General features: G+C 68.7%; 8 protein-coding genes and 5 pseudogenes. 8 read left to right on the top strand and 5 right to left on the bottom strand.

Annotated features, from left to right (window positions below; genetic code table 11):
* Positions 1–100: 100 nt before the first annotated feature.
* The 3 genes and pseudogenes from ACFVYE_RS28135 to ACFVYE_RS28125 all read left to right on the top strand — a co-directional run.
* Positions 101–823: pseudogene (locus tag ACFVYE_RS28135) on the top strand (NADP-dependent oxidoreductase); the annotation flags it as partial.
* Positions 824–920: 97 nt separating this feature from the next.
* Positions 921–2,043, top strand: a pseudogene (locus tag ACFVYE_RS28130) (FAD-dependent oxidoreductase).
* Positions 2,044–2,112: 69 nt separating this feature from the next.
* Positions 2,113–3,039, top strand: coding sequence for an NADP-dependent oxidoreductase (locus ACFVYE_RS28125; protein ID WP_389607616.1), 927 nt, complete (start codon positions 2,113–2,115; stop codon positions 3,037–3,039).
* Positions 3,040–3,122: 83 nt separating this feature from the next.
* On the opposite strand, the pseudogene ACFVYE_RS28120 reads toward ACFVYE_RS28125, so the two are convergent.
* Positions 3,123–3,251, bottom strand: a pseudogene (locus ACFVYE_RS28120) (AAA family ATPase); the annotation flags it as partial.
* 28 nt (positions 3,252–3,279) lie between these two features.
* Between ACFVYE_RS28120 and ACFVYE_RS28115 the strand changes: the two are divergent.
* Positions 3,280–3,784: pseudogene (locus tag ACFVYE_RS28115) on the top strand (IS5 family transposase); the annotation flags it as partial.
* Here ACFVYE_RS28115 and ACFVYE_RS28110 read toward each other — a convergent pair.
* Positions 3,750–4,571 carry an isocitrate lyase/phosphoenolpyruvate mutase family protein gene (locus ACFVYE_RS28110; RefSeq protein WP_389607615.1) on the bottom strand — a complete coding sequence of 274 codons (822 nt, stop codon included), beginning with the start codon at positions 4,569–4,571 and terminating at the stop codon, positions 3,750–3,752. The pseudogene ACFVYE_RS28115 and the gene ACFVYE_RS28110 overlap by 35 nt on opposite strands.
* Positions 4,572–5,038: 467 nt before the next feature.
* On the opposite strand from ACFVYE_RS28110, the gene ACFVYE_RS28105 reads away from it, so the two are divergent.
* Positions 5,039–5,254, top strand: a complete 216-nt coding sequence (locus ACFVYE_RS28105; protein ID WP_030988248.1) for a DUF6243 family protein — start codon at positions 5,039–5,041, stop codon at positions 5,252–5,254.
* 83 nt (positions 5,255–5,337) lie between these two features.
* Positions 5,338–5,972, top strand: a pseudogene (locus ACFVYE_RS28100) (PP2C family protein-serine/threonine phosphatase); the annotation flags it as partial.
* Positions 5,973–6,258: 286 nt separating this feature from the next.
* On the opposite strand, the gene ACFVYE_RS28095 reads toward ACFVYE_RS28100, so the two are convergent.
* The 3 genes from ACFVYE_RS28095 to ACFVYE_RS28085 all read right to left on the bottom strand — a co-directional run bounded on the left by ACFVYE_RS28095 (position 6,259) and on the right by ACFVYE_RS28085 (position 7,789).
* Positions 6,259–6,687, bottom strand: coding sequence for a DUF4267 domain-containing protein (locus ACFVYE_RS28095; protein WP_376266024.1), 429 nt, complete (start codon positions 6,685–6,687; stop codon positions 6,259–6,261).
* A 233-nt stretch (positions 6,688–6,920) separates the two neighbouring features.
* On the bottom strand, positions 6,921–7,307 hold the full coding sequence (locus ACFVYE_RS28090) for a VOC family protein (protein WP_389607614.1): 387 nt from the start codon (positions 7,305–7,307) through the stop codon (positions 6,921–6,923).
* A gap of 131 nt (positions 7,308–7,438) precedes the next feature.
* The gene (locus tag ACFVYE_RS28085; RefSeq protein WP_389607613.1) at positions 7,439–7,789 is read right to left on the bottom strand and encodes an antibiotic biosynthesis monooxygenase family protein; all 351 of its coding nucleotides are present in this window, start codon (positions 7,787–7,789) and stop codon (positions 7,439–7,441) included.
* A gap of 249 nt (positions 7,790–8,038) precedes the next feature.
* Between ACFVYE_RS28085 and ACFVYE_RS28080 the strand changes: the two genes are divergently transcribed.
* The gene (locus ACFVYE_RS28080) at positions 8,039–8,620 is read left to right on the top strand and encodes a TetR family transcriptional regulator (RefSeq protein ID WP_389607612.1); all 582 of its coding nucleotides are present in this window, start codon (positions 8,039–8,041) and stop codon (positions 8,618–8,620) included.
* Positions 8,621–10,925: 2,305 nt separating this feature from the next.
* Positions 10,926–11,381, top strand: coding sequence for a hypothetical protein (locus tag ACFVYE_RS28075; RefSeq protein ID WP_389607611.1), 456 nt, complete (start codon positions 10,926–10,928; stop codon positions 11,379–11,381).
* Positions 11,382–11,677 lie beyond the last annotated feature (296 nt).

Here is an 11,677-nt window from a genome sequence, read left to right as displayed (position 1 = left end):
GGGGGCCCCGGCCCCCACCCCCAGGGGGGGGGGGGGGGGGGGCGTCCCCCCCTGCTCGTCGAAATCCCTTGCCGCCCTTCTCCCGAGGGCCCCCCGGGCGGCCGGCCCGCGGGGTGGGGGCCCCCCCGCCTCCGGGGTGGTGGACAAGGTCGGCGAGGGCGTCGAAGGAGTCGAGGTCGGCGACCACGTGTTCGGGCGAGGCTCGAGCACCTATGCCGAGTTCGCCGTGCTGTCGGCCTGGGCCCGAATGCCCGATGGGCTGACCTTCGAAGAAGCGGCCGGATACCCCTCCGTGGTGGAGACCGCGCTGCGCATCATCCGCCAGGCCGGTGTGCAGCCCGGCCAGACGCTGCTGGTCAGCGGAGCGTCCGGCGGAGTCGGATCGGCGGTGCTGCAGATCGCCCGCGACCGCGGCATCACAGTGATCGGCACGGCCGGGGCCGCGAACCAGGACTACTTGCGCAGCCTGGGCGCCCTCGCCACGACATACGGCGAGGGCTGGGCCGAGCGGGTACGGCAGCTCGGCCATGTCGACGGAGCGCTCGATCTGGCCGGCTCCGGCGTGATCCGCGAACTCGTCGAACTGACCGGGAACCCGCAGAAGGTGATCTCCATCGCCGATCTCGGCGCGCCGGAACACGGTGTCCGGTACTCCGGTGTGACCGGGAACGTACCGGAAGCCCTCGCCGAGGCCGTCGGCCTCATCGCGCGGGGAAAGCTCCACATCCCGGTCGAGAAGTCGTACCCGCTCGCCGAGGCCGCGGCCGCGCACATCGACAGCCGGGCCGGTCACACGCGCGGGCGCCGGGTCATCGTCGTCTGAGCCGTTTCCTGCCCGGTTGCGCAGCTCGGCACGCTGCCTTCCTTCCAGCGATCCTGCCCAGACCCACCCGGCAGGTGTGCGACACGCAAGGAGCCCCATGCACACTCCTGTCACGATCATCGGCGCCGGACTCGGCGGCCTCGTCCTGGCCCGCGTCCTGCACCTCCACGGCAGCCCCGTCACGGTCTACGAGGCGGAGTCCTCCCCAACGGCGCGTTCGCAGGGCGGGATGCTCGACATCCACGACCGCAACGGCCAGCTCGCCCTCAAGGCTGCCGGTCCGACGGACGAGTTCCGCCGCATCGTCCTGGAGGACCGCCAAGCGATACGGCTCCTCGGCCGAGACGGGACCGTCCTGTTCGACAAGGCCGACGACGGCACGGGCGAAAGCCCCGAGGTACAGCGCGGCGAACTGCGACAAATCCTGCTCGACGCACTCCCCGCCGGCACCGTCCGATGGGGCCACAAGGCCACCGGCGTCCGCGCCCTCACCAAGGGCCGCCACGAGGTGACCTTCGCAGGTGGCACCGCCGTCGCCACGAGCCTGCTGGTCGGCGCGGACGGTACATGGTCACGAGTGCGACCGCTGCTCTGCGACACCACGCCCGCATTCGTCGGCCGGTCCTTCGTCGAGACCCACCTGCACGACGCCGACACCCGACACCCGGCCTCCGCGAAAGCGGTCGGCGACGGGACGCTTGTAGCGCTCGACCCGGACGGGAACGGGAAGTGGTTCGTGGCGCACCGGGAGAAGGGCGGGACCCTCCACACCCACATCACGCCGACCAAGCCACAAGACTGGTTCGCGACCATCGATTTCACCAATGCCGCAGCCGCCGCGCGGATCGCGGAGGAGTACGACGGCTGGGGCACCGGAACTCACCGCCCTGATCACCGCCGGCGAGACCGCGCAGGTCCTGCGCCCCCTGCACGCCCTGCCGGTCGGGCACCGCTGGGACCGGGTGCCGGGAGTGACCCTGCTCGGCGACGCCGCGCACCTCTCGACCCCCAACGGCGAGGGCGCCAACCTGGCCATGCAAGACGGCGCCGAACTCGGCAAGGCCCTCGCCGCACACCCCGATGACATCGAAACCGCCCTCACCGAGTACGAACGAGGGCTGTTCCCCCGCAGCGCCGCGGCCGCCGCCGCAGTCGCCCACAACCCCACGTCCCAGGAGGTGATCAAGTTCTTCACCGAACGAGAACCAGCGGGAATCTGACAGTGCCGCAGAGGTGAGCGACTGCAAGCTCTCCTGCTGAACGACTTGCTACGTATACGGAGTTTGCCCATGTTTGCTGTGCAATACCACCGCTACGGCGGTTCCGAGGTCCTCTGCGTGGAGGAGGTCGAAGAGCCGCACGCCGGGCCCGGTCAGGTCCGCATCGCGGTGCGTGCCACCGGCGTCACTCCTGCTGACTGCTACCTGCGTTCAGGGTTGCTGCGGGACATCGCCACCCTGGACTTCCCCCACATCCCCGGCATGGATGCCGCCGGAATGGTCGACGAGGTGGGAGAGGGGGTGACAGGCACCGCCGTGGGAGACGAGGTCTTCGGCCTCGTCCCCTTCGTAAATCAGGGAGGCGCTGCAGCCCAGTACGCCGTGTTGGAGGCATGGGCGCCCAAGCCCCGGTCGTGGTCCTTCGAGGAAGCGGGCGGCGCCGCAGGCAACATCGACACGGCCACGCGGGTACTGGAGGCCCTGGAAGCCGCCGAGGGCATGACCTTGCTGATCGAGGGTGCCGCCGGAGGCGTCGGCACCATCACCGCACAACTCGCCCAGGCCCGCGGCCTCACCGTGATCGGCACCGCGAGCGAAGGCAACCACGGCTTCCTCGACCAGCTCGGCGTCGTACCGGTCACCTACGGGGCGGGGCTGGCAGATCGCCTTGCCCCACTGACTCCGCGCGGCGTCGACGTGGTTCTGGACGCGGCCGGTAAGGGCTCTCTGGCCGAACTGGTGGCCATCGCCGGCGATCCGCATCGCGTTGTGACCATCGCGGACTTCGACGCCGACCGACACGGAGTGCGGTTCTCCCGCTCCGAAGCAGGGGAGTCGCCGGGCTGGGCAGGGCTGCCACTGGCGGCCGATCTCGCCGACCAAGACCGCCTCACCGTCCCGCTGCACGCCGTGTTCCCGCTGAAGGAGGCCGCCACGGCTCACGACGTCAGCGCCACCGGCCATGCGCGCGGCAAGATCGTCATCACCGTGCCCTGACAGCCGTGGGCCTGGTCGGGCTCGCCGCCTACCGCCCCTTTCCGTCAGCACCTGGAAGAGGAGCCCAGCGCCCCGGCGATCAAGCGGCGGCGGGCCCGGTTGTCACACTCGGCCAGCAGCAGTTCCGCGAGGAAACCCCGGTACGACATCTGCTCACGCGACGCGGCCCCGGCGAAATCGGGAAACTGCCCTCGGACGGTGGGGAGCCGCACATCGTGGTGCTGGTGTCCGATGGTGACACGGCCCCGGGGCGGCCTGACCTGCAAAATCCATCTCGCCGGTGAAGGCGGTTGCCGCCCCATGGCCTTCCTTCTCACGCCGGGCCAGTGGGGCAACACGCCGCAGATGATCGACTTCCTCGAACGCATCCGCGTTCCCGTCCGCACGGCGGTCACCCTCGCACCCTGCCGGACCACCTCGGCGGCGACAAGGCATACAGCTCACGCCGCAACCTGCGAAGACGTCAGATCAAGCACACCATCCCTGAGCCGAAGGACCGGCGGGCCAGCCACAAACGGCGCGGAAGCAAGGGCGGTCGGCCCAGCGGCTTCGACAGCGAGATCTACAAACACCGCAACGAGGTCGAGCGCACGATCAATCGGCTCAAGAACTTCCGGGCCGTCGCCACGCGCTACGACAAGAGGGCCACGGCTTCCCTGGCACAGTCGCGGCCACGGCGATCCGGCTCTGGCTGTGTACCCGATGCATGCTCAGCATGCAGGGCCTGCCAGGAGTAGGGCGTTGAGGGTGGCGTAGTCGAGTCCGCCCTCTACGGCGCTCGTCGTGCCTTGGGCCAGTAGCTCACGGGCGGCCCGTGCGGCCAGCCCGTACGCCGCCTCGGCGATCGAGGATCCCGCGCTGATACGGGCGACTCCCGCCCCGGCGAACTCGGACACGGGCAGTGCTCCAGGGCCGGCCAGGACATTCACTGGCAGGGGCTGAGAGTCCACGAGCGACCTGATCGCCTCGGCCGTCAATGCGCCGAGGACGAAGATGCCGTCCGCGCCAGCTGCCGCGTAGGCGCGGGCGCGAACCAGCGTCTCGTCCAGCCAGGCCGTGCGGTCACCAGGGGGCAGGCGGTGCGTGTCGATGCGGGCGTTGATGAACAACGGGACGCCGGTCTCGTCCGCGGCCCTGCGGGCTGCTGCGATCCGTTCAGCCTGCTCGGCAACGGGACGCAGGGTGTCCTCCAGGTTGATGCCCACGGCTCCGGCCGCCAGGACGCCGCGCACGGTCTCGGCCACACCTGCCGGGTCGGTCGCATAGCCGCGTTCGATGTCGGCGGTGACCGGCACGTCGACGACGGCCGTGATCCGTGTGATCGCGTCCAGTGCCTGGTCACGCGTCAGACGGTCGCCGTCGCCGTGGCCGAGTGACCAGGCGATCCCGGCGCTGGTGGTCGCGATTGCGGGGGCGCCGGCGTGCGCCACCACTCGGGCGGACGCCGCGTCCCATGCGTTGGGCAGGACCACCGGCGTTCCCTGTACGTGCAGAGAGCGGAACAACTGTGCTTTGTCGAGAAGTGTTGCCATGCGCGGCATTGCATCATGAGCGTTCGACGAAAGAGCACCGCTTTTTTCTCGTCCTGATCCGCCGGACACCCCCTAAAAAAGGTTGTCCCGTAACGGTGGGGCGCAAGTGAGATGATCTCTCATGCCGTCAGTGTGCTCGCGACCACTGACCACACCCGCGGCGGCCCAGAAACGCCCATCTTCACCTGCCCCGGGCGGGCGGCGACCGCCGGCGGGTACTGGCGGTGCTGAGATTCCCGGAAGGAAACGGCTGACCCCGGGCGCTCGCCGAAGGCCCGGCCGACGCCGGGGAACCGAAAAGGTTGGTGTGTGGGGCCGTCGGAACCAGGTAACGTCTTTGTCATGTTCTTCCAGACGCCGATGTACGAGTGAGAGCGTGATGGGCCCCTGCTGACGCCCTTCGACGTCGCCGTCCGTCCCTCACCGAAGAATCCGTAGATCACTTCACATCATTACCGGGAGAACTCGTGACCGTGAGCAAGAACATCAACAACCCCGTGGGCATGGGCGGCGGCCAGCGCAAGAGGCTGTCCCGCGCCGAACGGCAGAACAACGGTCCGCACCGCAACCTCGACCGCCAGGGTGCAGCCGACCAGAAGGCGGAACTGGTGCGCAAGATGCGCGAGAAGGCAGGCGCAGCTGAGGGCGCCGGGCAGGCGGGCGACGACACCGCACAGAGCTGACGCACCGCCGCCGCAGGGCGGCACCGCACGGGGCAGGGCCCGGACTGCAACGCGCGGTCCGGGCCCTGCTGCTGTACCGGGGGCGCGTCGTCGAGGTACCGCAGACCCCCTCGGGCGTCCGGATGTACCTGCCGCTGCTGGGCGGCAGCGACACGGTGGGCGTGATGGCCCTCACCCTGGACACCGTCGGCGACGACGACCGGCGGCTGCCGAGTCGGCTCTCCGGCCCGGTCGCCGACATACTGGTCACCAAGGGCGCCTACACCGACCAGTTCTTCCAGGCCCGGCGCCCTAAGCCGATGAGCATGTTCGCGGAGATCCAGTGGAGCCGTGGAACCTGCTGCCGCCGACGTCGATGTCCGTGCCGCAGGTCGAGGTGGCCGGCATCCTGGAGCCCGCCTACCGCGCCGTCGGCGACAGCTTCGACTAAGCCCTCAACGACAACATCCTGCACGCGGCCGTGATCGACGCCATGGGCCACGGCCTTGACGCCGCCACGATGGCGACCGTGGCCATCGGCGCCTGCCGTCATGCCCGGCGCGTGCGCGTCAGCCTGACCGAGAAGTACGCGGTCATGGACGACGCCATCTCGCGGCACTTCGGGTCCGACCACTTCGTCACGGCACAGCTGGTACATCTGAACATCACCACCGGTGAGATGGCACTGGTCAACGCGGGCCACCCCGCGCCACTCCTGATCCGCGACGGCCGGGTCGTAATTAGGAATCGCTGGCACAGGGCAGTGGGTGACCCGCTTATGGGGTTCGGCGCACCATTCGCATCCGATATTCAAACAGACGCACCATTCGCCTGTGCCCACGTACGATTCCCCTCGCTCCAGGTCGTCAAGGTACGTCTTGGTGGCGTACTCGTCGACGCCGCCACTCGCGGCGCCGGCAGCGCGTCGACCAGGCGCAAGACCGCCTGGCCTTTCCCGGCGGTCGCTGACAGATAAGGGGTGGCCCGGTTATGTGGCCGGGCCACCCCTTCGGGGTGTGCAACTGTCAGGCGGGCTGCGCGGCGGGCGCTGGGGCGGGGGCCTTGTGGGCCTTGCTGGTCTCGCGGAGGATCAGCAGGCCGGTGATCGCGATCAGCGCCGAGGTCAGGCCGTGGATGCCGAACGCGGCGGCGATGGAGCCGTGGTGGGCCAAGACGTTGATCATGTCGCCGAACGGGGCGACGGCCTCCATCAGCAGGACCCAGCCCAGAGCGCGGCGGTGGCCCGTCACCAGCAGGATGCCGATGACCAGGCCCATCGCGAATTCGCGGATGCCCTTCATGATGAGGAAGCCGTCGCCGTCGCCGGCGGGCCAGTTCGGCAGGCCAACGCCTGGAGTGGATGTCTCGGGGGTCAGGATGAAGGACAGCCCGAGGTAGAGGACGAACAGGGCGCCGACGGTGGCGAGGACCGTGTTGACGTTCTTCAGCGACATGGTGCTTCTCCTTTGACGTTCAGCCTGGGGTGGGCAGGGTTCAGCGGCGGGCGTAGCTGGGGCGGCCGATGACGTGCCAGATGACGCGGACCGGTGCGGGTGGGGCGGACAAGATCGCGTTACTCGGGGCGTCTCTGACCGCGCCGGCCTGTTGGTTCGTCTTTGCTGATGCCGGTTTTGCCGCGATCCCGCCACCACCAGCGAAGCCGTGGTCCGCTGGGCCGCCATCGGCCTCATGACCCGGCGCCGCCCGGGGTGAGGATTTCTATGAGATGTCCGTCGGAGTCGTGGAAGTAAGTGCCCCTGCGGCTTTCGGTGCGCTTGCTGTGATAGATCTGCCCATCCTCTTGGCATGCGGGATCGCCGTAGTGGGTGATTCCACCGTGCTGGATGCGGGCGAGGGCGGCGTCGAACTCCTGCTCGCCGACCATGAACGCGTAGTGATGTGGCTCGAAGTCGTCCAGCTGGTCGTAGTCCAGGCTGACCTGGTTGGCCAGCCTGACCGGCGTGAAGTGCGCCACCGGCGGATCGACACTCAGGCCGAGGATTTCGGCGAGGAACTGCGCCGAGGCTTGCCGGTCACGGGCGGGGACGATGGTGTGATTCAGTTCCACGGCCATAGGGGCTCCTTGTCAGGACGGGGCTACGCGTGGTGGGTTGGTCGGCGGTCTTGGCGACCCGGCATGGTGCGGATGCGTAACTGCCCGGGGGAGGGCGGGGCCTCTCCGGCTCCCCGGCTACAGCTGACGTGTCATGCGTCGATCTGCTCGAAGATGTGTGGGTACGACACGATGTCGTCGGGGAACTCGGCAGCCATGCGCTGGAACTCCGGGCTGCCGAACGCCGTGGCGAGAGCCTCGGTCGATTCCCAGACCGCGACGTTCATCAGAAGCCGACTGTCCGCCGTCCCCTTGTGCAGCTGCAGGGAGACGAATCCCGGCTGAGCCTTCATGAACTCCGCCTGCCTCCGAAAGAGGGTCAAGAACGCTTCAGCCCTCTCCTTCGGGACGACGAAGGTGTTGGCCAGGGCGATGGGCCCGGTCTCCTCCTTGAACTGCGCGAACATCGGCGTATTCGGGTCCAGGCTCTGCAGCTTGGCCATCTTCGGTACTTCCTCTCGCTATCGGTTGTCCCACGGCACTGCGGCCGGCCATCGCCGTACTGGATCCGGTGACGCTCACGAACACTCGGCGCCTGTGGAACGAAGCAGATCTGACGGACGCTCAACGGGCATCGCCAGCGCCGGCCGCCAACGACCGCAACCTTGCCAACGATTGTTGGTCAACCCGTGTTGGCAAACGTAGAGCCACGACTCTGGACTGTCAACACATGTTGGCCTATGTTTGTTGGCATGACCGGCACCACGGAGAACCAGCAGGCCGCACGGCGTTCCGACGCCACCCGCGCCACGATCCTCGACGCGGCCCGCGAGCGGTTCGCGGAGGACGGCTACGAGAAGGCGACCATCCGGGCCATCGCGCGCGACGCGAAGATCGACCCGTCGATGGTGATGCGCTACTACGGCAACAAGGCGGGCCTGTTCGCGGCGGCCGTCGCGATCGACCCCGGGTTGCCAGGCCTGTCCCTCGAACCACGCGAGGAGATCGGCCGTACGCTGGTGCGCCACTTCCTCACCCTGTGGGAGGGGAACGGGGAGCTCACCGCGCTGATGCGGGTCGGCGCCACCGACCCGGCCGCCGCCGATCGCATGCAGAGCGTGCTGCGCGAGCAGTTGATCCCGCTGGCCCGCCGGCTGGGCCACGAGCCGGAGCAGGCGCAGGCGCGGGCGGCACTGTGCGTCTCGACCGTGCTGGGGCTCGCGCTGACGCGCTACGTGCTGCGGTTCCCGGCGAGCATGGCGCTCGGCCGCGAGGAGATCGTGGACTGGCTCGGACCCACGGTCCAGCGGTATCTCACCGCACCCACGCCCTGAAGAACGCGTCGAGGCATCCGCCGCGACCTCGGTCACGGCGGATGCCCTCAAAGGGGAAAGCCGAAAGGATCAGCCCTGCTTCTGCGGCTTGCGGGACTTGTCGCCGAGCATCATGAGGCCGGCGAGCACGCAGCCGCAGGCCCACACGGCGCAGCCGCAGATCGCCGGGCCCCGTACACCTTGCTCGCCTACGCGCGGCCGGGCGACACCGTGCACATCTCCGAGATGTTCCGCCTCGTGCGCGGCACAGGACACATTTCTGCCAGCGGACGCTCTTAGTTCAGAGAAGTGACCAGGCCAAAGCTGACGGCGCCGCTCCAGATCGTCGACGGCATGCCATACCCCCTGGGACCATCAGTGTCGGGCCGCCGCCCGCACTCCGATCCTCACGCCGACCGGGACCTGTGCACCCGGGCCAGCCGGATGCGCCCGCCGTCACCCCGGGCCACCCTGAAAGCATGAGCTCCGCCCGCCGTAGGTGCCAACGCTGAATCGCCGGGTCCTGGAAAGCCTTCACCACGGCAGCGGCGTCCTTGAGCAGCCATGGCCTCAACAGCAGCCCACCCTCCACCGGCAAAGACGGCTGAGCAGACGCAGCGAGACAACCAACGGGCATCAGCGGAGCAACCAAGGCAGGCATGAGCAACATGATCTCAAGTACACCCACCTCCATCAGCGGACAGTCCTGGGGATCAGAAACAGGTGCTCACCCGACCGCGAGCGCATAGAACTTTGGAATGATAGGTTCCGGCCCGCCGCAAGGGCACGGCCATGCTTTTGCAGATCCTCGGCCCTGCGCGGCCATCGCCGACCGGATCAGCCATTCGCAGTCCCGGGCGTGCATGATCCAGGCCGGCAACCTCTCAACGACCCAGTGGCTTCCGCTCCCCCGGCGAGACCCGGGAAACGGTCCGCCGCCTCAACTTTCCCACGCCCACACCTTCTTCGTCAGGCATTCGCCCACGCACGGCGGGGGCCGGGCCGATGATGTGACTCATTCTTCTCGCCGGCCCGCGCGGGGCGCCGCGACACACGAGGTTTCTCATTACCTCGCCACCCTCGAAGTGACCGAATCGGGGTATCTAATTGTTGTTTGTCATGATTTTCCATCAGGTGTCCTGTCGTGCTTGCGCCTTGTCGCGTGAGGGGTGCGGGGCGCTTTGCTGTGAGGAGAGGTGAACCCGCGGATGAAAGCTCGTACTCGTGGACAGGGTGATTTGTCGCGGTATCGGGTCAGCCGTCAGTGGCCCGTGGCCGTGTTCAGGGCCCCGGCCGATGGAACGACCCCGGTTCGTGCCGTCGGTGCGTCCGATCCGGTCGGCTCGGGTGGACGGCGTGGAGCGCGCGGTATGGGGGTGGTACCGGTGGGGAGCGCGTTGCTGTCCGGTATAGCGCTGCTGGCGGCCACGGCTCCACCGGTGGCCGCCACGCCGGCGGGGGCCGTGCCAGTGCGGGCGCAGAGGGCTGATCCGTCGCAGACCTTCACCTTCACCGGCGCTCCGCAGACCTTGACAGTTCCGTCGGGGGCGGTGGTCACGATCACCGCGGACGGCGCCGGCGGCGCCGACAACACCGGCACCCCCTGTTCCGTCACGGGGACCGGTGGGACGGGGGCGCGGGTCTTCACCACCCTCCCGCAAACCACCGCACCGACGGCCTTCACCATCAACGTCGGCGGCACCGGCGGCAAAGGCTGCAACGGCACCGGTACCCCGGGTGCCGGCGGGTTCAACGGCGGCGCCCCAGGTGGGAGTTTTCCGCTCAGTGGTTTTCATTTTGAAGGTCCGGGTGGGGGCGGGGCCTCCAGCATCAGCGCGGGCGGCTCCTTGCTGGTGGTCGCCGGGGCGGCGGTGCCGCCGGCGACACCGGAGCGGGCTCTACGGGAGGGAACGGAGGCAACGGCGGGACAACGCCGGACGCCACCGGCGGTACCGCGGGAAGTGCCACCGGCCCTGGGGCTTCGCCGGGGCAGGGCGGGGGCGGTGGCAGCACCAGCACCAGTACCGGCGGTGCCAGCGGGGCCGCCGGCACCGTTCCATTCTGTGCGGTCACGAACGGCGGCCCGGGGAGCGGGTTTTCAGGTGCCACGGTCGGTACCGGTGGCACCGGGGGCAGCTTCGACGGCGGCTGCGCCGCCACTGCCATCGCTGGTGGTGGTGGCGGTGGGGGTGGCTACTTCGCCGGCGGGGGCGGCGGCAGCGGCGCCGTCAACAACACGGGCACCTCGGCAGGTGGAGGCGGTGGTGGTGGGGGCAGCAGCTTCACCATCCCCACGGGTACCGGCACGAGCTACGCGCTTTCGACGATGGGGACGGCGAACCACAACGGCCAGGTGACCATCTCCTACACGGTCCCGTCTTTGACCATCACCAAGACCCACACCCGGCACTTCACCCAGGGGCAGGATGGCACCTACACCATCACCGCGGGCAACGCCGCCGGGGCCGCCCCGACAAACGGCACCACGGTCACCGTGCACGACACCCTCCCCGCCGGGCTCAGCGCCGACAGCATCCTTGGCACAGGATGGAACTGCACCCTGAACACCCTCACCTGCACCCGCAGCGACGTCCTCCCAGCCGGCAGCAGCTACCCTCCCATCACTCTGAAGGTCGACGTCTCCTGCAGGGCCCACGCCCAGGTGACGAACACCGCCACCGCCATTGGGGGCGGCGACACCACTACCCACACCGCCACCAACCTCACCAAGATCAAGCGCCACAGGCACGACGAGCGCTGCGAGCGCCACGACCACCGATAACCCAACCGACCTGTGCCAAGGGCAGGGCACGTCCATCAGGACAGCCCTGCCGTTAAGCACGCGCTGCTGATCAGTGGCGGGAGCTTCGCGAGCGTCAAAGCCGGCAGTGGTTCATCAGCGGAAGGAAACAGTCACACAGACCGCACAGATCGTCCCCCGGTCGGCCCACCAACCAAGACCATCACAGCCCTGGACAGGCTGACCGGTTCGGAAACAGGCACTCATCTTGACGATCTATAGGAGCTTCAGAGTCAAGCTCAGGACGGCGGCGACAGCGTTCCTCCCCCGCCACTGGG

Source organism: Streptomyces sp. NPDC058239, assembly GCF_042882185.1.
GTDB lineage: Bacteria > Actinomycetota > Actinomycetes > Streptomycetales > Streptomycetaceae > Streptomyces.
Note: the sequence above shows the minus strand (reverse complement) of the source record. Positions and strands in the feature narration are given on the sequence as shown.